The organism is Agrobacterium cavarae (genome assembly GCF_004310285.1).
GTDB classification, from domain to species: Bacteria; Pseudomonadota; Alphaproteobacteria; order Rhizobiales; family Rhizobiaceae; genus Agrobacterium; species Agrobacterium cavarae.
Window position 1 is genome coordinate 451717 of record NZ_SISF01000023.1, and the last position, 22831, is coordinate 474547.

The window sequence follows — 22831 nt, forward strand, 5'->3', positions numbered from 1 at the left end:
CAGGGTAGAAGTGTGCAAAGGCCCGAACCACGAAGCGTTCGGCGAATTTCATTGTCTGCTTATGAAGAGAGTGGGTCAATGCAGATGTCCCACTCTTGCACCAATATTTCTGGGCTATTTTTGGGTCTCGGAAGAAGAAATCCAGTGCTTCAGCCCCGTTGTAACGCCGTCTGCTTCTTCTTTGAGCGTGATGATCATATTATGTTTACCGGCGGCAAAAGATTTCAGCTCTTCAAGCGCATTGGCGACGACCACGCCCCGCACGCCTGGCAGTTCGAACATGGCCCGATCGTTGCCGGTATCGCCCGCTACCACGGTTTCATCGAGCCCGATGCCAAGGTGATCGCAGAGCCAGCGAATCGCCGCTCCCTTGTCCGCGGCGCGGGGAAGGACATCGAGATCCCGTGCGCTGGAATAGACGATCCGCGCGGCAACACCATTGTCGTTGAGCCGCCACTCGATGTCTGCCAGCATGTCGTCATCGGCATCGTGCAGATACCAGCTGGATTTCAGCCCATGCTGGTATCGGTCGGGCTGTAGACTGATGCCCGGAACATCTTTCATCACCGACGCGATCCTGTCGGCGTCGAACGCCGCGCCAAGCTGCGAGGTATAGGCTTGCGAAAGCCTCGGCTCGCCCTGGCGTGACAACATGGTGCCCACCCCGCCGATGATATAATCCGGGCGAGGCAAAGGCACAGAGTCCAGGAGTTCGAGCTGATCATCGATCAGTCGCCCGCTGTTGAAGACCAAGAGCGGACGTGCTTCTTCCGGAAGCGAGCCCCAGAAGTCGCGAAAGCGCGCCGTCGCCTCATCATTGCCGACGACGGTACCATCCAGATCAGTGGAAAAAAGGCGAACAGGTTTCAATCGCCGTCATTCCACGGTTCGGCCCAATCGGATTCCTCCAGAACGGGCATCATCGTGCGGCCTTCGACCACAGACAGAAGCTGCTGCGCAATGCCTGTCCAGGTAAACAGGCTGCGGGCCTTATGGGCTCCCATACGTGAAAGCCGGCCGTAGAGACGCTCGTGCTTGAACGGCTTCATCATGGTGATGCCAAGATCTTCCTTGTCGAAAGGATCGGCAAATAACGCATGGCGCCCATAGCTGACGGCTCGGAAGAGACCGCCATGGATGGTCACCACGGTCGGCGTGCCGCTTGCCATCGCCTCGATCGCCGTCATGCCGAAGGGCTCGTAACGGCTGGACAGGACGAAAAGATCGGCGGCGCGGTAGATGTCCGGCAAATCCTCATCCGAGACGTAACCGGAGAAGACCACCTTGTCTTCCAGACCCAACTCGCTCACCCGCTCTTTCAGCTGGTTGAGGATCGTGGTCTCCTGCTGGTCCATATTCTCGCCGCCGACGGCAAGATGCAGGCGTGCTTCGGGCTCGCGCTCGGCCAGCACGGAGAAGCCATCGATCAGAAGATCATAGCCCTTATTGGTGGCCAGACGACCAAGCGCCAGAACGGTCTTGCCTTCGAAGCCGAAACGCTGACGCAGCATTTGCCGCGAGGCTTCCGACACGGGGAAGAAGCGGTTGTCGTCATATCCTGGCGGGATCATATGGACCTGCTTGCGCTTCAGTCCGTAATCTTCGAGCAGCACATCGAGCTGCACCGGCGTCGTCGCGATCACCATGTCGCAACTGCGGTAGATGATCAGTTCGTGCTGGATGCGTTCCTTGAAATTGAATTCCAGTTCGAACGTATCGGCCTTTTCCGGATAGTCGGTTTCCATCTGGCGCTTTTTCCAGATGCCGAGCGAATGGGGCGTATGAAGGTGGGGAATCTTCAGCGCTTCGGAGAGCCGCTGTCCCGCAACACCGGCGTCCCAGTAATGGCTGTTGATGAAGGAATAGGAGAGGTCGTTTTTCTTGATGAAGCGCAGCGCGTTTTCGCACCATTCCAGCAGATGGCGGTGGAGATATTCCTTCGGAATAAACTCTTTCCCGCCGCAGGGAATGCGGACGACGCGGACGCGATCGTCCACCTCATCGATTTCCGGTTGGTCCTCAAAGCGGCGGGTGTAAAGATCGACGGTATAGCCGAGCTGGCCGAGTTTCTTTGCAAGTTCGAGGACATAGACAACCTGTCCTCCGGTGTCGGCTGCGCCAAGCGGCGGGTGTGCGGCTACATAGCCATGCGTCGATATGAGTGCTATCCGTGGATAGCGTTCAGTTTCGCTCGTGGTAGTCATCGCGTCCCATCTTGGTAGAAATTTCCAATAACCCGTCAAGAACGTCTTGAAGTTGATAAAGTTCCCGGAAAAATTGCCGAACTAGGATTATTCGTTCCTTGGAAGCAGAAAGATGGCGCCTCTGAACACGTCGTATTTTAGCAGTTGCCCTGCGTCAACTCGGCACCTGCCAATGCATCTTTTCATTTGATAAATCAGGGTGATCGAGACGGAGAATGCCGAATGGCCAGGGGACGATTTGCATTTGCCAGCGCACCGGAAAGGGCGCTGGCGCTAGGGGAAATTCATGCCAGACCGACCGTGTTGCTCGGTCCGTCACGCATCATCGTCCAGCTTGCCTTCATGATGGATGGCGGTGCGTCGGTCCATCACTCGGCGATCGCGGAAATGTCGCGCAGCCGCGGCGTTGCGCCGCCGGAGCGTGATGCTCGCCACCACGCCATGCCCTGCGGCCTGGGAACGCTTCGATGGGAGCGGCACACCGAATTCTCCACATGGTTCTGGGATGGCCCGGCACCGGATAAGATTGGCGGCGATATCATCGGCGATCCGTTTGGTGACGGGTTCTCGCCGCCTGGCTCGCTGATTTCCGCGGTGAGATTGGAGATCCGCTCCGAGGGTCCGGAGACTGTCGACGCCGAGAGCCATTTCGATCCGATCAGCCTCTGTCACAGCACGGTGCGCGAAGGGCAGGCCTCCATTCTGACCGACTTCCGCCAGGATCGCGACGGGCTGACCCAGTTTCTTCTGCTCGACCGTGGGCTGACGGATTCCGCACGCGGCGGTATCGTGCAGCGTCTACTCGACATCGAAACCTATCGCACCCTTGCAATGCTCGGCCTGCCGCTGGCGCAGACGCTCTCGCCGGAAATTCGCCGGATCGAAGACGGTTTGACCGCAATCACCCAGCGGATGAAGAACGGAGCGCGGGAGGAAGCCGATGCGCTTCTGGCCGAAATGACCCGCCTTGCCGCGGAACTGGAAGCCAATGCGGCGCTCAGCCTCTACCGCTTCGGCGCCAGCCGCGCCTACGACGTGATCGTCCGCGAGCGTATCCGCACCCTGGCCGAAACGCCGATCCATGGGCATGAGACCATGGCGACATTTCTGGAGCGGCGACTGGCACCCGCCATGCGCACCTGCCAGTCGGTAGAGGAGCGTCAGGCGAACCTGTCGCGCAAGCTCTATCGCGCCACAGCGCTTGTGCGCAGCTGGATCGATGTCGAACTGGAACGCCAGAACACGGTGCTTCTAAATAACATGAACAAGCGCGCCGCGATGCAACTGCGCTTGCAGCAGACGGTCGAAGGCCTCTCGGTCGCGGCCATTTCCTATTATGTCGTGGGGCTGATCGGGTATCTGATAAAGGCCCTGACCCATGATCTGCTGCCGGTCGATCCGGCGGTGGTTACGGGTGCCTCCGTTCCGGTGGCCGTTCTTGGTGTCTGGTGGGTCGTGCGCAATATCCGCAAGCGCCATGCCGACGGGGCGCATTGACCTCTACAGCGCGTCCTTGTCCCAATAGGGCAAGGGCCCGTAAAGTCCCGCCAGGTAATCGATGAACAGTCGAACCTTGGCGGGCAGGAACCGGCGGCTGGAATAGACCGCCGAAAGCGCGACGTTCTTCGATCCTTCATAAGCGGGCAAAACCTGAACCAGCGCGCCGGATTTCAGCTCGGGCCCGATATCCCAGGTCGAGCGCAGCGCGATGCCGAGACCCGAGATCACCGCCTCGCGGATGACTTCCGACGAGTTGGTTACCAGAAGGCCTTCGGGCCGAAGGTTGAACGCACCCTCCGGTCCCTCCAGGCGCCAGAGATCGTTATTATGTGCGGGCAGGCAGCGGTGATTTTTCAGGTCCTCGATCGTTTGCGGCAGCCCATGTTCCTCGACATAGATACGGGAGGCGCAAAGCACGCGACGCACCGGCGCCAGCCGTCGCGCAACAAGGCTCGAGTCCGACAGGTCGGCGATGCGGATAGCGAGATCATAGCCTCCCGCAACAATATCGATAAAGTCGTCGCTGAGCGTCAGGTTGATGGAGAGCGATGGGTGCTGGTCCATGAAACCTTTGAGATGCGGTGCGACATGCATGCGTCCGAAAGAGGTGGAGGCCGAGACCTTCAATGTGCCGGTCAACATATTGGATCGGCCGGAAACGAAGTCTTCCGCTTCTTCTAGCCCTTCCAGCACGGCGAGAATTCTCTGATGAAATCCCTGGCCGGCCTCGGTCAGGGAGATTTGCCTTGTGGTGCGCTGAAAAAGCCGCGCGCCAAGCTTTTCCTCCAGCCGCTTGATGCGCTTGGAGATGACGGCCGGAGAATAGCCCAACGCCTTTGCAGCAACCGACATGCTGCCGGAGGCGGCGACGCTGGCAAAGACTTCAAGATCGCCGAGATTCGTCATCGGTCCACACCATTCTTTCCGGATTGGAAACAATCTCTAGCATTTGTGAGGCTTGCAACCAAGGCGCAAACGCCGCATAGGATTGTGTAGATGAGGGAGCATCTGCAGACCATGTCGCAATCCATTCAATTTTTGCAGCCGCGCGCCGCGGTGCTTTCCGCTCGGGACAGGATCGTCTCCGATCTTGCAGACCTGCTTCCGCCAGACTGTCTTGTGCATGAGCCGCGAGAGCTCATGCCCTTTGAAACCGACGCTTTCGTTTCCTATCGCCGCATGCCCCTGGCCGTCGCGTTGCCGAAGACGACGGCCCAGGTCGCTGCCGTCCTGAAATACTGTCATCGCTATGGCGTGCCCGTGGTGCCGAGAGGGGCCGGCACGTCGCTGTCCGGCGGCGCGATCCCGCAGGAAGATGCCGTAGTGATCGGCCTTTCAAAAATGTCCTCCATTCTTGAACTGGACTTCTTCAACCGCACCGCAATCGTGCAGGCGGGTGTTACCAATCTCTCGATTTCCGACGCAGCAGGTCCTCAAGGCTTCTTCTACGCGCCTGATCCGAGTTCGCAGCTTGCGTGCACCATTGGTGGCAACATCGGAATGAATTCGGGCGGCGCTCACTGTCTGAAGTACGGTGTCACCACCAACAATCTTCTCGGGGTGAAGATGGTGCTGGTCGACGGCACCGTGCTGGAGCTTGGTGGCAAGCATCTGGATGCGGCGGGCTACGATCTTCTCGGTCTCGTCTGCGGCTCGGAGGGCCAACTCGGCATCGTCACGGAAGCGACGGTGCGATTGATCGCCAAGCCGGAAGGCGCCCGCCCGGTGCTCTTCGGTTTCGAAAGTTCGGAGGAAGCGGGCTCCTGTGTGGCCGATATTATCGGCTCCGGCATCATTCCCGTTGCCATCGAATTCATGGACAAGCCAGCGATCGAGATTTGCGAGGCGTTTGCCAAGGCGGGTTACCCGCTCGATGTCGGCGCATTGCTGATCGTCGAGGTCGAAGGCTCGGAGGACGAGATGGATGCCATGCTGGCGGACATCGTCGCGATCGCCCGCAAACATGCGGTAAAGACGGTGCGCGAGTGCCAGTCGGCGATGGAAGCGGCGGCGATCTGGAAAGGGCGCAAGTCCGCCTTCGGTGCGACGGGTCGGATCGCCGATTACATCTGCATGGATGGCACGGTGCCGCTCAGCCAGCTTTCTTATGTGCTGAAGAAAACCAGCGAGATCACCGACGCGCTCGGTCTTCGCGTCGCCAATGTGTTCCATGCGGGCGACGGCAACATGCATCCTCTGATCCTGTTCAACGCCAATGATCCGGATGATGCGGCGCGCGCCGAAGAGGCGGGCAACCAGATCTTGAAGCTCTGTGTCGATGCGGGCGGCTGCCTGACCGGCGAGCATGGTGTGGGAATCGAGAAGCGCGACCTGATGCGTCATCAGTATTCCGATGCCGATCTGGCGCAGCAAATGGCGGTCCGCGCGGCCTTCGATGAAGGCTGGATCATGAACCCGTCCAAGGTCTTTCCGCTGGAGGGTAGAGATTGATGGACGACACATACCCCGTCCTCACGCCGCAATCGGAAAGGGAGGCGGCAGACCTTATTCGCGACCGTGCAGAAGGGGGACGTCCGCTCGCCATCATCGGCGGCAACACGCGCTCCGGTTTTGGCAATGCCGTTGAGGCGGATGCGACACTCTCTTCGCGAGGTTTGAGCGGCATCGTCTCTTATAATCCTGCCGAGATGGTGATGACGGTCCAGGCCGGAACGCCAGTGGATGAGGTGAAAGCCGCCTTGTCCGACGCCCGGCAGATGATGGCCTTCGAGCCGATGGATCACCGCGCGATCATGGGAACGGTGGGAGAGCCCACAATCGGCGGCGTCTTTGCCGCCAACGTTTCCGGTCCGCGCCGCTTCGTGGCCGGTGCTGCGCGAGACAGCCTGCTCGGCATCCGCTTCATCAACGGCCGGGGCGAGGCGATCAAGGCCGGCGGGCGGGTGATGAAGAACGTTACCGGGCTCGATCTCGTCAAGCTTCTTGCGGGCTCCTACGGCACGCTGGGGTTTTTGACGGAAGTCACGTTCCGCGTGCTGCCGGTTCCGCCTGCTGAAGTAACGATGGTCATCTCAGGCTTGGAGGATGAGGCCGCGACCAACGCCATGGCGGCGGCGATGGCAACCAGCCTCGAAGTCTCAGGCGCGGCACATCTGCCGGAAACTGTGAAGTCGCGCTTTCTGAATGGATCACTGCCGGAAGGTGCCGCCACCGTGCTGCGCCTGGAAGGTCTTGCGGCCTCGGTCGAGGCCCGATTGCATAAGCTGAAGACGCTTCTCGCCGCTTTCGGCCCAGTCGTCTCTCTTGAGCGTGACGAGAGCCGTTCACTCTGGCGGGAGATCCGCGACGTCGCGCCCTATGCGGGCAACCCCTCCAAACCGCTCTGGCGCGTGTCCATTGCGCCATCACAATGCCACAAGCTTGTCGCGGCGCTGCGGCTCGAAGCTGGCATCGATGCCTTTTACGACTGGCAGGGCGGCCTTGTCTGGATGCAGATGGAAGCCGATCCGGAAGCGAAACTGCTCCGAGGTTACATCCGTTCGCTTGGAGGCGGCCACGCCACACTTCTGCGCGCGAGTGACGATGTCCGCCGATCAATTCCGGCTTTCGAACCGCTGAATGCCGTTGAAGTGGCGCTCTCATCGCGCATCAAGCAAAAGCTCGATCCGGCGGGGATATTCAATCCGGGCAGAATGGGGATCTGACCATGCAAACCTCCTTCACGCCCGAGCAGTTGGCCGATCCGCAGGTTGCCGAATCCGAAAAGATCCTGCGCAAATGCGTCCATTGCGGTTTCTGCACGGCCACCTGTCCCACCTATGCGACGCTCGGCAATGAGCTCGATAGTCCGCGTGGCCGCATCTATCTCATCAAGGATATGCTGGAAAACGACCGCCCCGCCGACCGCGAGGTGGTGACCCATATCGATCGCTGTCTCTCCTGTCTGGCCTGCACCACCACTTGCCCTTCAGGGGTGGATTACATGCACCTGGTGGATCATGCGCGTGTCCATATCGAGAAGACCTATCGCCGTCCGTTGATGGACCGGTTGATCCGCAGCCTTCTCGCCGCCGTCCTGCCGTATCCCGGCAGGTTCAGGCTCGCATTGAAGCTCGCAGAAAGCGGCCAACCATTCGCCCCGCTGCTGCGCAAGGTCTCTGCTTTAAAACCGCTTGCGGCCATGCTCGATCTCGCACCGAACGCCGCTCCACCGCAGGCAGACCGACCTGCGGTTCACGCATCTGTTGCAGAAAAGCGAGGCCGCGTCGCGATCCTCACCGGCTGTGCGCAGCCGGTTCTCGATCCCGCCATCAATGAGGCGACCGTCCGGCTTCTGACCCGCCTCGGTATCGAGGTTGTCGCACCAAAGGGCGAGGGCTGTTGCGGGGCGCTGGTCCATCACATGGGCCGGGAAGAACAGGCACTCGCCTTTGCCCGCCGCAACGTTGATGTGTGGATGCGCGAGGTGGAAGATGCCGGGCTGGATGCCATCATCATCACCGCCTCCGGCTGCGGAACGACAATCAAGGATTACGGCCACATGCTGCGGCTCGATCCGGCCTATGCGGAAAAGGCGGAACGGGTCTCGGCGCTGGCGAAAGACATCACCGAATATCTCGCCACGCTGGAGCTACCCGCTCTGGAACGCAATGGGCTGTCTGTTGCCTATCACTCTGCCTGTTCCATGCAGCACGGCCAGAAGATCACCATGGCGCCGAAGCTGCTGTTGAAGGCAGCGGGCTTTGTGGTGCGCGATCCGGCGGAAGGCCATCTCTGTTGTGGCTCGGCCGGAACCTATAACATCCTGCAGCCGGAGATCTCCGGCCAGCTGAAGGCGCGAAAAGTCAAGAATATCGAATCGACCAGGGCCGACGTCATCGCAACCGGCAATATCGGCTGCATGACGCAGATTGCCACGGGCACGCAGATGCCGATCCTGCACACCGTCGAGTTGCTGGATTGGGCCTATGGCGGCGAAAAGCCACGAAAGCTTAGAGTGCCGTGCGTCCTTAAGGACGCACAAAGGACGCTCTAACTTTTTGAATCAACGCATCGTGCTTTCCGAAAATCGATTCCGATTTTCGGGCCGATGCTGTAGCCTGAAATAAAAAACGAGCGGTTGAGCCGCTCGTTTCTCATCGGTGGCTGCTAAAAGCGCTACCGTTCCCCCTGGCATCCCCCGCCAAGCTTGTGGAACGCAATCTAGCGTTTCCGCTGGAGGCCGCAAGTATAAGTGTAAAATCGAGGGGTTCCCGATCTCAAACTTATACTTTGGCGTTGCTATCAGATCACAATAACCCTCGTTCCGACTTTCACGCGCTCATAAAGATCCGTCACGTCCTCGTTGCGCATGCGAATACAGCCGGAGGAATTGTTGCTGCCGATGGTCCATGGCTGGTTGGTGCCGTGGATGCGGTAGAGCGTCGAACCCAGGTACATGGCGCGCGCACCCATGGGGTTTTCCGGTCCGCCTTCCATGAAGGCCGGAAGATAATGACCCTTCGCGGCTTCGCGTGTGATCATTTCCTTTGGCGGCGTCCAGGTCGGCCATTCCGTCTTGCGGGTGATGGAATGGGTGCCTGCCCATTCGAAGCCCGGCTTGCCGACGCCAACGCCGTAACGACGCGCCTTGCCGCCGTCGAGGACAAGATAAAGCAGCCGGTTCGGCGTATCGATGACGATCGTGCCCGGTGCTTCGCTGGTGTCGTAATTGACGATTTGCGGCAGGAATTGCGGATCGATCCTCAAACGAGGCGCATTCGGTCGAGCGGCCACGACCTGGGGCCGCTGCTGCACGTCGCGACGTTGGAACAGTGGCTGGCGCTGTGGCGGCTGCGGATAGACGACGGGGCGCACATTGCCACGACCCAACTGCGTAACCCATGGCGCCGTCAGATCGGGGCTGACGACGATCGGCGGACGCTCGCGATAACGGTCATTGGCCATTGCCGGATTGAGAGCGGCACACACGGCGCTCAACGCTAGAAAGACGGTTCTGATCGACATCGGGTGGACTCTTTTACATGACACCGGAAAATGATTGCCACGTTCGCATGGGCAGACCAGCGAATGGTAAAGAGACGTCGGTCAATTCCGCTATTTTGCTGAAACTTTTCAATAAGGTTAGCAGGCAGTTTTAAAACAGGGTGAATCAATGGTAAGAACCGGGCGGAAAGAGACGGTGCCGCATGAGTGAAGATGGGTTGTTGACGGGCGAGGATGGCAAGGTCCGCTGCTTCTGGCAGCAGGGGCTGGAGGATTACCGCCGCTATCACGATGACGAGTGGGGCTATCCCGTCACCGACGACAAGCGACTGTTCGAAAAGATCTGTCTCGAAGGCTTCCAGTCGGGTCTTTCGTGGCTGACGATCCTGCGCAAGCGCGAGAGCTTTCGCGCCGCCTTTGCCGGCTTCGATTTCGACAAGGTCGCCAGCTTCGATGATGCCGACATAGAACGCTGCCTGGCCGACAAGGGCATCGTGCGTCATCGCGGCAAGATCGTTTCCACCATCAACAATGCCAGGCGTGCAGTTGCCCTTCGCGACGAGTTCGGTTCGCTGGCGCGCTATTTCTGGAGCTTCGAGCCGAAGCAGGACGAACGACCTGAGGTCTTCGATTATGCGACTTTGCGCGCCAACCCAACGACCCCTGCGTCCACGCGGCTATCCAAAGATTTGAAGAAGCGCGGCTGGAGTTTCGTTGGGCCGACGACCGTCTATGCTTTCATGCAGGCGATGGGCATGGTCAACGACCATATCGAGGGCTGCCATTGCCGCCCGCGAATAGAAGCGATGCGGCAGGAGTTCGTAAGGCCGTGAAGACATTTTTGAGATGTGCTCTTGCCTGCTTGCTGATCGCGTCCGTTTCCGTGCCGGCGGTTGCCGAACAGCGCAATGTGGATGGCATGTGGCTGGACGACGGGGAACAGTTGAAGGCCGTGGAAATGCCGGCCTCTGGCAATCTCAAGCTGAACGGCTGGACACGCCAGGGCAGGGGTGAGGTTTATCGGCTGAAGGTGAAGGCTGGCGAAACGTTGAAGGTTTCGCTCGCGAGCCGCAGCGAATTCGTCGTCATGGCGATTTTCGATTTCGGCAAGCCGGACGACGATGCAATCTTCTTTAGCGATACCGGAAACAACACCACGACGCTGACGCCTGCGGCGGACACCGAGTGGTTGATCCGGCCGATCCTGGTGCTGAGTTCGTCACGCCGCGGACTTGGGGCCAATTATACGATCACGGTCGAGCGCCAACCGTAAGCCAATCAACCGGCGATCGCGATCAGCCCGACGGAAAGAGCGCAGAGAAGCAGAAGCGACGCGGTGGCGGCGACAATAACCTTGCCGCCTGCATGGCGCAGAGAGCGGATATCCACCGAGAGACCGAGTGCTGCCATCGACATGATGGTGAGCACATTCGCAAGGCCGCTGATGGGCGAAAGTGCAATGTCCGGGATCAGGCCGAAGGAGCGGGCCATGATCATCAGCACGAAGCCGATGATGAACCAGGGCACCATCCGCTGAAGATCGAGCCGACCGCTCGTACCGCGGCCGTGGATGATCGAAAGCGTGGTGACGACGGGACCCAGCATCAACACCCGGATGAGTTTGACGACGGTGCCGGTCTGAACCGCGACGGCACCCATGGGCGCGGTCGCTGCCAGAACCTGCGGCACGGCATAGACGGTCATGCCGGCAAACAGGCCGTAATGCACCGCGTCCATGGAGAAAAAGCCGGGGATTGCCGGCATGATGATGACGGCGGCAACGCCGAGGACGGCGGTAAAGGCAATGGCAGACGCGACATCCTGCGCTTTTGCGCCGATGGCGGGTGCCGCCGCGGCAATGGCGGAATTGCCGCAGATCGAATTGCCACAGGCAACGAGAATGGCAAGCTTCGGCTCAAGACCAATCGCCCTGCTGATCGCGTAGCTGCCGATGAGCGACAGGCCAACGATGATGGCGATGCCGAGGATCAGCAATCCGCCGGCCCCTTTGAGAATCGACAGGCTGAGCGAAGCGCCGAGAAGAACGACGGCAACCTCCAGCAGCGTCTTGGCGCTGAACTTGATCCCAGCTCCAGTTGCCTCTGGCAGACGTGTAAAGCTTCTGAGCATCACGCCGAACACGATCGCGATTACCAGATCACCAAGCCAGGCATGGCCGGCCAGTCGCACCTGAGCGCTTTCCGCAAAAATGGCGGCAAGGCTGATGGCGCCACAGAGCGCGATTCCCGGCACGAAGCGCCAGGCGGGAACGCCAAAGAAAGAAAGCGATGAGGTGAGTGAACGGTGATGTGCCATGACTGACATCATCTTACAGACATCCATTTCATTCCATCAAATAATATGGCATGTTTCATTCGGAAAAATCGAATGATATAAGATGACCTTCGAACAATTAAAGATCTTCGTCGCCGTAGCGGAACGGCAGCATCTGACACGAGCAGCGGAAGCGCTCGGCCTGACACCCTCCGCCGTCAGTTCGTCGATCAAGACACTTGAGGCCTATTACAATGTCGAACTGTTTCACCGCGTCGGCCGGGGTATCGAGCTGACGGAAAGCGGTCGGGTATTTCTGGACGAAGCACGCTCGACCTTGAACCGGGTGCGCAGCGCTGAACTTATTCTCTCCGAGATGGGCGGCCTGACCCGTGGTGAGATCCGTGTCTTTGCCAGCCAGACAATCGCCAGCTACTGGCTCCCGTCTATTCTCATGCAGTTCAAACAGCTTTACCCCGGCGTGACGGTGACACTCGACGTCGGCAACACACGCACCGTGACAGAAGCGGTGCTCAAGGGCGTGGCGGAAATCGGCTTCATCGAAGGCGATATCGACGAGCCGGCGCTGTCGGTTCGACCGGTTGTGTCGGACAAGTTGCTCGTGGTGGTCGGGCCTCTTCACCCATTCTCGGATGGTCGGCAGCTCAAAGCAGAGGATATTCGCTCGACGACGTGGGTTCTGCGCGAGCAGGGCTCGGGCACCCGGTCTGCTTTTGAAGCAGCACTGAAAGCCATGGGCATGTCTCTGGCTGATTTGAAGGTCACGCTGGAATTGCCATCCAACGAGGCCGTCGTCGCAGCCGCGCGTGCAGGGGGTGCCGCAGCAGTGGTGTCGGCCTCCGTCGCAGCCTTGATGCTGCGTCAAGGACTGCTCACCCGCGTCGGCATCGATTTGCCCGCGCGTCAGTTTGCGCTCCTGATGCACAAGGAACGGCATCCGAGCCGCGCATCGATGGAGCTGGAACGCCTCAGTCGAGAATTCGCTGGCAGCTACAAGGCGGGCCTGACCGGGCTTTGATCGCTTGTTGAAGTGAAGAGGAAGCGCCCGAAGGCACTTCCCCATAGTCTGTTTAATAGCCCTTCGACTTTAGCCACTCTTTCATCATGGCGATTTCCGCTTCCTGTGCCTTGATCACCTCTTCGGCCAGTTTGCGGATTTCGGGGTCCTTGCCGTATTGCAACTGGACCTTCGCCATATCGATCGCGCCCTGATGGTGCGGGATCATGCCGCGGACGAAATCGACATCGGCGTTGCCGGTATAGTCCTGCTCCATTGCAGCATGCATTTTCTTGGAAACATCCATAAAGGCCTGCGTCGAAGCGGTCTCCGAGGCCGCCTGTTTGGGCATGCTGTGCCCGGTATGGCCGGAAGCGTCCTGTGCCAGCGTCGGTACGGCGAAAAGCGCGCTGATGGCAGCGGCGATGGAAATGGTCTTGATAGACATGGGATATCCTTCCTCTGTCGGAAAATTTCGATTGCATCTGAATGTCGAAATCCGGTCAGGAACGGGGAGGCGGCAGAGGGGGTGCGGGCATGTTGCCGAGCAAACTTGCCTGCAATGCTGGCAAGGGTACTGCGTGCGGCGATCGCCCTTTTTCGGCAAAGACGAGGTCTGGAAGTAGAACAAGACAGGCCGCGCAGAATGGTGCGTGCGTCATGCTCTTTTCGTGAGGACAAGGGCTGCCTTGGTTTTCCGTATGGCCAGCGGTTTTGACTATGCCGTGACCGGCGTGCTCGTCCAAAGCAAGGCCGGAAGCAAGCGCCTTGGCCGCCGGCATGGACATATCCATCGCAACCGTGCCGGGCATGGCGCCATAAAGCAGGCAAGCGAGAAACATCAATGTGCGAACGACAAGGCGCATGCTCACACTCTAGCCTATCAAGCCACGCCAGGAAATGGGTTATCTGAGGTTGCTGGCAACGACTCTGTGAATGATCTGGTAGTCCTTGCTCTCTTCGCCGAACGGGGCCACCGGCCAATCCCACTGCTGCACAATGTTCGGGATCTGCACGCCATGCAGCAGGTCCTCGTGTTGATGCACCTTACCGGTCCTGTCGATGATGTCGAAGCCGGTATCGGTGAGGAGGCATACTTTGCAAGGTAGACCGGAAAGACCATCGACGTGGGCCTGGATGAGCCGATGGAGCGTATCCTCCGGCATGCCATTCGTCCCATCCTGTTCAATCCGATGGCGCGCGCCGGTGCCGATCTGAGACAGCAGATTGGCTGACACGACGAGGTCCAGATAAGGCACCTGGCGGAGAAAGCTCAACGGTTCGATGTCTATGCCCGCCTTCAACATGTCATAGCCGGAGAGATCGCGGCTATTCAGCACGACATTGCGATACTTCCGCCGATAGAGCTTCGCTCGCACGCTGGAAAGATGCACCAGATCGACGAGAACGAGCGTGTCGAACGCTGCAGAAAGCTGCCGCCAGGGCACGTCGCGCAAAAGGCCGGAGCCAAGGATGACCGCCGTGCGTCGCTGCTTCAATCTCGAGGCTGTCGAAAGAATGAAGCGCTTGCTATTTTCTTCGTGCTCTCCCCAAGCCGTCGCGCATCGATTGGCGCGCGCCCACAGATTGACCGAGTAGCGAATATGCGGACGAAATGCCGGCTCGGTCTTCCAGTAGGTCCCGGCGTAGTTCAAGGCTTCGAGGATCATGTAGGCTTCACTCTGGAGTGCGAGGTCTCTGTGCAGGCTCAATGCGCCTGCACAGCCTATCGCAGTATCAACTGCGCTGCGGTTCGACCAGAGCGTTGACGATGCGGCGTACCAGGGGCAGCACCAGAAGCAGCGTCGGGAAGGCCACGAGCCAGGAAAGACCCCAGGCTGGCAGCCAGCGCGCCAGGAAATCCTCGGTAAGGCCGATGGCGCGGATCGTCGCGATGAGAGACACGACGAACGTCATAAGGATGGAGAGCACCATAGGCATGAGAATGGCGCCGTAGCGCGCGGGTAAGCGTGAGAATGTCATGAAACATGTCTTTCTAAACGTCGTCTTCAAAAGCGCACCTTGTTCGCGCCCCCAAAGAACGAGGGGGTTAAGGCGCGTTGCTTGACGTTAGACGCTTACGGTCGAAATCGACGACGACCCAACGCTAACATTGCCGCTCTTGCCTTGCAAGCACTCGACAGGCTTGGTCGCCGCTTCAAGTGAGAGAGTTGTGGCAAATCCGCAAGCGCCCGCCCTTGCCGCATAGGGGCTCATACACTAAGACACCCACTTGATTTCAAGAGACAATTGGACTGGCATCATGAGCGAAAAAGCAAAAAAGCCTCAGAAATTGAAAGCCCGCCTGCCGCGCGGCTTCGTGGACCGTTCGGCTGCCGATATCCATGCCACCAATGAGATGATCGATAAGATCCGCAAAGTCTACGAGCTTTACGGTTTCGATCCCGTCGAAACGCCACTGTTTGAATATACCGATGCGCTGGGCAAGTTTCTGCCCGACAGCGACCGGCCGAATGAGGGCGTGTTTTCGCTTCAAGACGATGACGAACAGTGGATAAGCCTGCGCTACGATCTCACAGCGCCGCTTGCCCGTCACGTCGCGGAAAACTTCAACGAAATTCAGCTGCCGTACCGCACCTATCGCGCGGGCTATGTCTTCCGCAATGAGAAGCCCGGCCCCGGCCGCTTCCGCCAGTTCATGCAGTTCGACGCCGATACCGTCGGTGCCGCTGGCGTCCAGGCGGATGCCGAAATGTGCATGATGATGGCCGACACGCTGGAAGCACTCGGCATCAAGCGTGGCGACTATGTCATTCGCGTCAACAACCGAAAGGTCCTGGATGGCGTGATGGAAGCCATCGGTCTCGGCGGTGAAGACAATGCCGGCCGTCGTTTGAACGTTCTGCGCGCCATCGACAAGCTCGACAAGTTCGGCCCCGAAGGCGTGAAGCTCCTGCTCGGCCCCGGCCGCAAGGATGAATCCGGCGACTTTACCAAGGGTGCAGGGCTTGACGAGGCGCAGATTGAAAAGGTTCTCTTCTTCGTCGGCATCAAGGATTATGTCGCAAGTGCTGCCGATCTTGCAAAGCTCGTCGCCGGCACCTCGAAGGGCGAGGAAGGCGTCGAGGAACTCAATGTCATCGGTGCGCTCGTTGCGAGTGCCGGTTACAAGGCGGATCGCATCAAGATCGATCCATCGGTCGTGCGCGGCCTCGAATACTATACCGGTCCCGTTTACGAGGCCGAATTGAGTTTCGATGTCACCAACGAAAAGGGCGAGAAGGTCGTCTTCGGCTCGGTCGGTGGCGGTGGCCGTTACGATGGTCTCGTGTCGCGCTTCATGGGCCAGCCTGTTCCCGCAACCGGCTTCTCCATCGGTGTCTCGCGCCTGATGACGGCGTTGAAGAACCTCGGCAAGCTCGGTCAGGCAAAGCCACTCGCGCCTGTTCTCATCACCGTCATGGACGGCGATGTGGAGAGCATGGGCCGCTACCAACGCTTCACCCAGGCGCTGCGCGCCGAAGGCATTCGTGCCGAAATGTATCAGGGCAACTGGAAGAAGTTCGGCAACCAGCTGAAATATGCCGATCGCATGGGCGCGCCGATCGCCATCATCCAGGGCGGTGACGAGCGGGCTGAAGGCGTGGTGCAGATCAAGGACCTGATCGAAGGCAAGCGCCTCTCCGGTGAGATCGAGGACAATGCGACATGGCGCGAAGCGCGTGTGGCGCAGGACGTCGTAGCCGAGGCTGATCTCGTCGCGAAGGTGAAGGAAATCCTCGAAGCGCAGGCGGAAGACCGCCGCCGGGCAGAAGGCTGATCAGCCGTGACCATTCTCCGTCTGGATCACATCCAACTGGCGATCCCGGCAGGGGGTGAAGAGAAGGGGCGGGCGTTTTATGCTGGCCTTCTCGGTTTCGACGAGGTCGAGAAGCCTGATAATCTGGCAGGGCGCGGAGGATGCTGGTTTGTGGCTGGCGATGTTCGGGTGCATCTCGGCGTTGCCGGAGATTTCGTCACGGCCAGCAAAGCGCATCCCGCCTTTGTGGTCGATGATCTGTCAGAGCTTCGAAAAAGACTTGAAACCGCAGGCTACCCTGTGGTTGAGGATGAGCCACTGGAAGGATATCACCGCTTCTATGTGTATGATCCCTTCGGAAACCGCATCGAAATGATGCAACCGCTCGAACCGTGACGAAAAGTACTGCTTCATGCCCCTGATCGACATGCCGGAATTTTCCGGAGAGCTGCTGGACGAATTTGCGGCGCGCAAGACGATGCGGGTAAATACACCCGTCATTCAGCCTGCCGCGCCCTTCTTGGATATGGCAGGCGAAGATTTGCGCCGTCGTATTTTCCTGACCGAAAGCGAGACGGGCGAAAGCCTGTGTCTGCGGCCGGAATTCACCATCCCCGTCTGCCTTCGCCATATCGAAACGGCAACCGGTACGCCGAAGCGTTACGCCTATCTGGGCGAAGTGTTTCGTCAGCGGCGCGAAGGTGGAAGCGAGTTCTATCAGGCCGGGATAGAAGATCTGGGCGATGGCGATGTCGCCGCCGCCGATGCCCGCGCCATTGGCGACGCTTTCGGCATTCTGAACCGGCTTCTTCCAGGGCAGACGCTTTCTGCTCGTTTGGGAGATCAGAAGGTCTTCGAAGCCGTGATTGCCGCACTCGGCCTGCCGCTTGGCTGGCAGAAGCGTCTGGTGCAAGCCTTTGGTGACACCGCGCAACTCGATGCGCTGCTCGAAAGCCTTGTCAGCCCCAAGCCGATGACCGGGCTCGATGCCCGCGTGGCGGGACTGCTCGCGACTGGCGAGGAAAAGGTTCTTGTCGATTATATCGACAGCGTCATGCAGGAGACCGGCTACTCCACCAATGCAAGTCGCGCACCGCAGGAGATTGCGAGACGCCTTCGCGAGAAGCTGGCGCTTGCCGCCGCCCGTCTGCCGGATGACAGCTTCCAACTGCTAAAGCAGTTCCTCAGCCTCCAGGCACCTTTGTTTGAGGCGTCGAAAACGCTCTCGAACTTTGCTGAGAAGGCAAAACTGAAGCTCGGGGCTGCTCTTGCCGATTTCGATGCCCGCGTGGCGGCCCTTGCCAATGGCGGCGTCGATCTTGGTTCGGTCACCTATGGCGCAGCCTTCGGACGCCCACTGGATTACTATACCGGCCTCGTCTTCGAAATCACGCAAGAGGGGCAAACGGCTGTGCTCGCAGGGGGCGGACGTTTCGACCGGCTGATGACGCTGCTGGGCGCAAAGGACACGATTCCCGCCGTTGGTTTCTCGCTCTGGCTGGACCGCATCGAAGCTGCGAGGACTTCCGCATGACCATCACCATAGCGCTGCCCTCCAAGGGACGCATGAAGGACGACTCCTCGGCCATTCTCGAACGCGCCGGGTTGAAGATCACCGCAATCGGCAGCGACCGCTCCTATCGCGGTCGTGTCGAAGGACGAGACGATATCGAGATCGCCTATCTCTCTGCATCCGAGATCGCCCGTGAGATCGGCAACGGCACTGTCGATTTCGGCGTGACAGGTGAAGACCTTGTCCGCGAAGATCTGAGCAACGTCGATACACGTGTCGAATTTTGTGCCCGGCTCGGTTTCGGCCACGCCGATGTGGTGGTTGCGGTTCCGGAAATCTGGCTCGATGTGGATAGCATGGCCGATCTCGGCGACGTCGCCTCCGAGTTTCGCGCCCGCCACGGTCGCCGTCTGGCGATCGCCACCAAATATTGGCGCCTGACGCAGCAGTTCTTCTCTCGCCAGCATGGCATTCAACTCTATCGTATCGTCGAAAGCTTAGGCGCCACAGAAGGCGCGCCCGCAGCCGGTCAGGCCGATATCATCGTTGATATCACCTCCACCGGTTCGACGCTGAAGGCGAACCACCTGAAGATCCTGACCGACGGCATCATCTTGAGGTCGGAAGCCTGCTTCGTTCGTGCCCGTAAGGCGGAGCACGAAGGCGATGCTGTCGTTCAGGAGATCATCTCGCGCGTCAAGACGGCGCTTGGCTGACGACATATCTTGTCTATGCTGTTCTCCTTATGAAGGAGAATGTCATGCGCATCACAGGCCAGTGCCACTGCGGCAGCGTTCGATATGAAGCGGAAGCCGATCCGGAGCATGTGGTCATCTGCCACTGCACGGATTGCCAGCGTCTGACGGGTTCCCCCTATCGCGTGACCTTGCGAGCGAAGCGCCAGGACATCAGCCTGACTGGCGCGGAGCCGAAGCTCTACAGGAAGAAGGCGGAGAACGGCAATGTCCGTCTGATGCATTTCTGTGGCGACTGCGGCGCGCCGCTGTTCAGCAGCGCCGAACAGGACAACGGCACTTGGGGCATACGGTGGGGCTCGATCAATGAACGGGCCGAGTTGGAACCGCGTGTGCAGATCTGGGCGCGCTCCAAGGCCGCGTGGGTCGACCATCTCGACGCGATCCCCGCTTTTCCCAAGGAACGAACATAAAGAAAAAACCGCCGGATTGCTCCGACGGCTCATTTTATCCGCTTTGAAATTCAGGCGTGGGCAAGCTTCGGGCCGCGCATCGCGTCGACCGAATAGGCACCGGCACCGAAGGCTCCGAGAAGGATATAGGCGCCAGCCAGCGTGATGTTCTTCATCAGCATGATGCCGTTCAGCGTGTTGATCCAGCCGAGAGCCGCATCCGGCCAGCCGGGAACGGCAACGGTGCCGCTGTGGAAGACAAGACCGGTGAAGACGCAGAATGCAGCCAATGCGAAGGCGGCAATCTTGGTCTGGAAGCCAACGAGAACGGCAAGGCCGGTGACGAGCTCAAACAAACCGGCAAGGTAAGCAAGAGCGGTTGCCGCAGGCAAGCCAGCGCCGGTGATCATACCGGCCGTGCCGGCAGGGTCCATCAGCTTGCCGAAGCCGGAATAGACGAAAATGAAGGAAAGAAGGATGCGTGCGACGAGCACGAGAGCGTTCTGGCTGCTGGACATTTGATGTCTCCGTTGTGAGCTTTCGTTCAAGCCGTTGCGTGAACTCTGGAGACAGTTTTGACGGATTTTTTAAATTGACGAAAGATAAACGCATGAAGACTGTTCGTCTTCAAAAAGTGAACAATCAGCCGAACGCGTTGTGCCGATCGAGCATGGTGACAGACCTCTGCTTATGCTTGAGACGCTGCGAGACAGATGACAAGGGGGAGAGAGGAGATGAAGATCGTCAGAGGCACCATCGACAATGTCGATTCATGGACGCGTTTACGCGCTGCGCTCTGGTCGGATGGCTCCGTCGAGCAACACCGCGAGGATATCATCGTCACCTTTTTACAGGGAGCCGATAGGGCCGTCGCTTTTCTCAGTGGAAGCGAGGAGGGGGAGATCGTCGGTTTTGCGGAGGGCAGTCTGCGCAACGATTATGTCAACGGTTGCAAGACGTCGCGCGTGGCCTTCCTGGAAGGTATCTATGTTCTACCGTCGCATCGGAAGCAAGGAATCGCGCGGCTGCTTTGTGATGCAGTTGGGGACTGGGGTAAGTCTCAAGGATGCCTGGAGTTTGCCTCCGACGCCCCGCTTGAGAATGAGGTGAGCCGGAAGTTTCATGCTGCTCTCGGTTTTGCGGAGACACAACGCGTCGTCTTTTTCCGCAAGGATATTGAGGACTGATGCAGCCGAAGTTAAACGAGCAATCGTGGCCCTTTATTGCTGGGGATTATGGGTAGGACTACAAGATTCTCGGTTTTCCGATCTTGAACCACGCCTTCGCGATCTTGCCGCCAGCGACCTCGTAGATACAGACAACATCGACTTCGCCACGCCCTTCGGGAAAATTGCGCGTCACGGTCTCGTGGTCGATGACCATGTCTTCGAGAATTATGCGCGATAGCAGTTGCCCATGAAGATCTGGTTCTTTGAAGCGCTCGATGTGACGCTCGCGAATTTCGAGAGCGTTGCGCGCCAAGAGCGTCGAGGGAAAAGCAAAGTACTGACAGTCGTCAGCCCACCACCGCATGAATTCATCGATGTCACGGGCATTATAGGCCTCCAGCTGTTTCTGCACCGGAAGTTCGACGGCACTGTTCAAGGGACACCTGTTCCACATGCTCGCATCGGGGGCGATGTTTTATTCGACGGATTTGTTTAGCGGTAAGCACGTTCCAAGATCAAGCAGGCTTAGAGTGTTGCTGCTGATGGGTGGCTCGCGATGCTGGAATGAGCTGAGGGGAATTTGATCGCGCGATGGCGGAACGAGCCAAACAAAAAGGGCGATCCGAAGACCGCCCTTTCATATTCCAGAGGGAATGGACTGATTAGAAGTCCATGCCGCCCATGCCGCCGCCCGGCATTGCAGGCATTGCGGAGTCCTTCTTCGGCAGCTCGGCAATCATGGCTTCCGTGGTGATCAGCAGCGAAGCAACCGAAGCTGCGTTCTGCAGAGCCGTACGGACAACCTTGACCGGGTCGACGATACCCATGGCAATCATGTCGCCATATTCGCCGGTCTGAGCGTTGTAACCGAAATTATCGTCATCCTTGTCGAGAAGCTTGCCAACAACGATCGAAGCTTCGTCACCGGCGTTGTCTGCGATCTGGCGAACCAGAGACTGCAGAGCGCGGCGAACGATGTTGATACCAGCTTCCTGGTCGTCGTTCACACCCTTGACGGTGATCTTCTGAGCGGAGCGAAGCAGAGCGGTACCACCGCCGGCAACGATGCCTTCCTGAACAGCAGCGCGGGTTGCGTTCAGAGCGTCGTCAATACGGTCCTTGCGCTCCTTCACTTCAACTTCCGTTGCACCGCCGACGCGGATGACGGCAACGCCACCAGCGAGCTTGGCAAGGCGTTCCTGCAGCTTTTCGCGGTCGTAATCGGAAGAGGTTTCTTCGATCTGAGCCTTGATCTGGGCAACGCGGCCTTCGATGTCGGTCTTCTGGCCGGAGCCGTCAACGATCGTGGTGTTTTCCTTGGAGATGGAAACCTTCTTGGCCTTGCCGAGCATGTCGAGAGTGACATTTTCGAGCTTGATGCCGAGGTCTTCGGAAATCACCGTACCACCGGTCAGGATCGCGATGTCTTCGAGCATGGCCTTGCGGCGGTCGCCGAAGCCAGGAGCCTTGACGGCAGCGATCTTGAGGCCGCCACGCAGCTTGTTGACGACGAGCGTTGCGAGAGCTTCGCCTTCGACGTCTTCAGCGATGATGACGAGCGGCTTGCCGGTCTGAACAACGGCTTCGAGAACTGGAAGCATGGCCTGAAGGTTGGAGAGCTTCTTCTCGTGAAGGAGAATGTAAGCGTCTTCCAGGTCGGCAATCATCTTCTCAGGGTTGGTCACGAAGTAAGGCGACAGGTAGCCACGGTCGAACTGCATGCCTTCGACGACTTCGAGTTCGGTCTCGGCGGTCTTGGCTTCTTCGACGGTGATGACGCCTTCGTTGCCAACCTTCTGCATGGCTTCCGCGATGTCGCGGCCAACCTGCGTGTCGCCGTTAGCGGATATCGTACCGACCTGAGCAACCTCCTCAGAGGTGTTGATCTTCTTTGCCTTCGCCTGCAGGTCCTTGACGACTTCTGAAACAGCGAGGTCGATACCGCGCTTCAGGTCCATCGGGTTCATGCCGGCTGCAACAGCCTTCTGGCCTTCGCGAACGATCGCCTGGGCAAGAACGGTTGCAGTCGTGGTGCCGTCACCGGCGATGTCGTTGGTCTTCGAAGCAACTTCGCGGACCATCTGTGCGCCCATGTTCTCGAACTTGTCTTCTAGTTCGATTTCCTTGGCGACGGAAACGCCGTCCTTGGTGATGCGCGGTGCGCCGAAGGACTTGTCGATAACAACGTTACGACCCTTCGGGCCGAGCGTGACCTTCACTGCGTCAGCGAGAATGTCGACGCCCTTGAGCATCTTTTCGCGCGCCGAGCGGCCGAATTTTACTTCTTTGGCTGCCATGTT

Annotated in this window: 25 protein-coding genes; 13 read left to right on the forward strand and 12 right to left on the reverse strand. The window is 59.0% G+C overall.

Features of this window, described 5'->3' with window-relative positions:
• Positions 1-114 precede the first annotated feature (114 nt).
• Both EYC79_RS05160 and EYC79_RS05165 read right to left on the reverse strand, forming a co-directional pair.
• Positions 115-870 (reverse strand): HAD-IIB family hydrolase, encoded by a 756-nt coding sequence (locus EYC79_RS05160; RefSeq protein ID WP_130977329.1) that lies wholly within the window; start codon positions 868-870, stop codon positions 115-117.
• Positions 867-2204, reverse strand: coding sequence for a glycosyltransferase family 4 protein (locus tag EYC79_RS05165; protein ID WP_062426011.1), 1338 nt, complete (start codon positions 2202-2204; stop codon positions 867-869). Before EYC79_RS05165 ends, EYC79_RS05160 begins: the two co-directional genes overlap by 4 nt.
• Positions 2205-2426: 222 nt before the next feature.
• Between EYC79_RS05165 and EYC79_RS05170 the strand changes: the two genes are divergently transcribed.
• Positions 2427-3701, forward strand: coding sequence for a DUF3422 family protein (locus EYC79_RS05170; RefSeq protein WP_062599363.1), 1275 nt, complete (start codon positions 2427-2429; stop codon positions 3699-3701).
• Positions 3702-3704: 3 nt separating this feature from the next.
• Here the strand turns inward: EYC79_RS05170 and EYC79_RS05175 are convergent, their stop codons facing one another.
• Positions 3705-4610 (reverse strand): LysR family transcriptional regulator, encoded by a 906-nt coding sequence (locus EYC79_RS05175; protein WP_130977330.1) that lies wholly within the window; start codon positions 4608-4610, stop codon positions 3705-3707.
• A 111-nt stretch (positions 4611-4721) separates the two neighbouring features.
• Between EYC79_RS05175 and EYC79_RS05180 the strand changes: the two genes are divergently transcribed.
• The 3 genes from EYC79_RS05180 to glcF are packed head-to-tail and all read left to right on the forward strand — an operon-like array spanning position 4722 to position 8700.
• Entirely contained in the window at positions 4722-6155 is a 1434-nt protein-coding gene (locus EYC79_RS05180) for an FAD-binding oxidoreductase (protein WP_130977371.1), read from the forward strand.
• On the forward strand, positions 6155-7369 hold the full coding sequence (glcE, locus tag EYC79_RS05185) for a glycolate oxidase subunit GlcE (RefSeq protein WP_130977331.1): 1215 nt from the start codon (positions 6155-6157) through the stop codon (positions 7367-7369). Before EYC79_RS05180 ends, glcE begins: the two co-directional genes overlap by 1 nt.
• Before the next feature lie 2 nt (positions 7370-7371).
• On the forward strand, positions 7372-8700 hold the full coding sequence (gene glcF, locus EYC79_RS05190) for a glycolate oxidase subunit GlcF (protein ID WP_130977332.1): 1329 nt from the start codon (positions 7372-7374) through the stop codon (positions 8698-8700).
• A gap of 248 nt (positions 8701-8948) precedes the next feature.
• Here glcF and EYC79_RS05195 read toward each other — a convergent pair whose 3' ends face one another.
• Positions 8949-9671 carry a L,D-transpeptidase gene (locus tag EYC79_RS05195; RefSeq protein WP_130977333.1) on the reverse strand — a complete coding sequence of 241 codons (723 nt, stop codon included), beginning with the start codon at positions 9669-9671 and terminating at the stop codon, positions 8949-8951.
• 182 nt (positions 9672-9853) lie between these two features.
• Here EYC79_RS05195 and EYC79_RS05200 point away from each other — a divergent pair, with 182 nt between their 5' ends.
• On the forward strand, positions 9854-10483 hold the full coding sequence (locus EYC79_RS05200; protein WP_130977334.1) for a DNA-3-methyladenine glycosylase I: 630 nt from the start codon (positions 9854-9856) through the stop codon (positions 10481-10483).
• Complete coding sequence (locus EYC79_RS05205) at positions 10480-10923, forward strand: hypothetical protein (protein WP_165456960.1); 444 nt, start codon at positions 10480-10482, stop codon at positions 10921-10923. Before EYC79_RS05200 ends, EYC79_RS05205 begins: the two co-directional genes overlap by 4 nt.
• A 5-nt stretch (positions 10924-10928) precedes the next feature.
• Here EYC79_RS05205 and EYC79_RS05210 read toward each other — a convergent pair whose 3' ends face one another.
• Positions 10929-11966: a YeiH family protein gene (locus EYC79_RS05210; RefSeq protein WP_245495189.1), complete on the reverse strand. Its 1038-nt coding sequence runs from the start codon at positions 11964-11966 to the stop codon at positions 10929-10931.
• Between the two features lie 82 nt (positions 11967-12048).
• Between EYC79_RS05210 and EYC79_RS05215 the strand changes: the two genes are divergently transcribed.
• Positions 12049-12963, forward strand: a complete 915-nt coding sequence (locus EYC79_RS05215; protein ID WP_062426003.1) for a LysR family transcriptional regulator — start codon at positions 12049-12051, stop codon at positions 12961-12963.
• Positions 12964-13015: 52 nt separating this feature from the next.
• On the opposite strand, the gene copM is transcribed toward EYC79_RS05215, so the two are convergent.
• From copM to EYC79_RS05235, 4 genes are all read right to left on the reverse strand, one after another.
• Positions 13016-13390, reverse strand: a complete 375-nt coding sequence (gene copM / locus EYC79_RS05220; RefSeq protein ID WP_130977336.1) for a CopM family metallochaperone — start codon at positions 13388-13390, stop codon at positions 13016-13018.
• Between the two features lie 55 nt (positions 13391-13445).
• Positions 13446-13808, reverse strand: a complete 363-nt coding sequence (locus EYC79_RS05225; protein ID WP_130977337.1) for a hypothetical protein — start codon at positions 13806-13808, stop codon at positions 13446-13448.
• Between the two features lie 39 nt (positions 13809-13847).
• On the reverse strand, positions 13848-14612 hold the full coding sequence (locus EYC79_RS05230; RefSeq protein WP_130977373.1) for a hypothetical protein: 765 nt from the start codon (positions 14610-14612) through the stop codon (positions 13848-13850).
• Positions 14613-14679: 67 nt separating this feature from the next.
• Entirely contained in the window at positions 14680-14925 is a 246-nt protein-coding gene (locus EYC79_RS05235; RefSeq protein WP_062438634.1) for a DUF2798 domain-containing protein, read from the reverse strand.
• A gap of 280 nt (positions 14926-15205) precedes the next feature.
• Here EYC79_RS05235 and hisS point away from each other — a divergent pair, with 280 nt between their 5' ends.
• From hisS to EYC79_RS05260, 5 genes are read left to right on the forward strand one after another with little or no spacing between them, the layout of a single operon-like run.
• Positions 15206-16723, forward strand: a complete 1518-nt coding sequence (gene hisS, locus EYC79_RS05240; RefSeq protein ID WP_130977338.1) for a histidine--tRNA ligase — start codon at positions 15206-15208, stop codon at positions 16721-16723.
• Between the two features lie 6 nt (positions 16724-16729).
• Complete coding sequence (locus tag EYC79_RS05245) at positions 16730-17098, forward strand: VOC family protein (protein ID WP_130977339.1); 369 nt, start codon at positions 16730-16732, stop codon at positions 17096-17098.
• Between the two features lie 16 nt (positions 17099-17114).
• Complete coding sequence (locus tag EYC79_RS05250) at positions 17115-18236, forward strand: ATP phosphoribosyltransferase regulatory subunit (RefSeq protein ID WP_130977340.1); 1122 nt, start codon at positions 17115-17117, stop codon at positions 18234-18236.
• Positions 18233-18931: an ATP phosphoribosyltransferase gene (hisG, locus tag EYC79_RS05255; protein WP_130977341.1), complete on the forward strand. Its 699-nt coding sequence runs from the start codon at positions 18233-18235 to the stop codon at positions 18929-18931. The genes EYC79_RS05250 and hisG overlap by 4 nt, the downstream gene beginning before the upstream one ends.
• 44 nt (positions 18932-18975) lie before the next feature.
• Complete coding sequence (locus tag EYC79_RS05260) at positions 18976-19383, forward strand: GFA family protein (RefSeq protein WP_062425994.1); 408 nt, start codon at positions 18976-18978, stop codon at positions 19381-19383.
• A gap of 50 nt (positions 19384-19433) precedes the next feature.
• Here the strand turns inward: EYC79_RS05260 and EYC79_RS05265 are convergent, their stop codons facing one another.
• Positions 19434-19880 carry a DoxX family protein gene (locus tag EYC79_RS05265; protein WP_111848183.1) on the reverse strand — a complete coding sequence of 149 codons (447 nt, stop codon included), beginning with the start codon at positions 19878-19880 and terminating at the stop codon, positions 19434-19436.
• A gap of 216 nt (positions 19881-20096) precedes the next feature.
• Between EYC79_RS05265 and aac(6') the strand changes: the two genes are divergently transcribed.
• Positions 20097-20549, forward strand: coding sequence for an aminoglycoside 6'-N-acetyltransferase (gene aac(6') / locus EYC79_RS05270; protein ID WP_130977342.1), 453 nt, complete (start codon positions 20097-20099; stop codon positions 20547-20549).
• 58 nt (positions 20550-20607) lie between these two features.
• On the opposite strand, the gene EYC79_RS05275 is transcribed toward aac(6'), so the two are convergent.
• On the reverse strand, positions 20608-20967 hold the full coding sequence (locus EYC79_RS05275) for a nuclear transport factor 2 family protein (RefSeq protein ID WP_130977343.1): 360 nt from the start codon (positions 20965-20967) through the stop codon (positions 20608-20610).
• A 226-nt stretch (positions 20968-21193) separates the two neighbouring features.
• The gene (groL, locus tag EYC79_RS05280; protein ID WP_062425990.1) at positions 21194-22828 is read right to left on the reverse strand and encodes a chaperonin GroEL; all 1635 of its coding nucleotides are present in this window, start codon (positions 22826-22828) and stop codon (positions 21194-21196) included.
• Between the last annotated feature and the right edge of the window lie 3 nt (positions 22829-22831).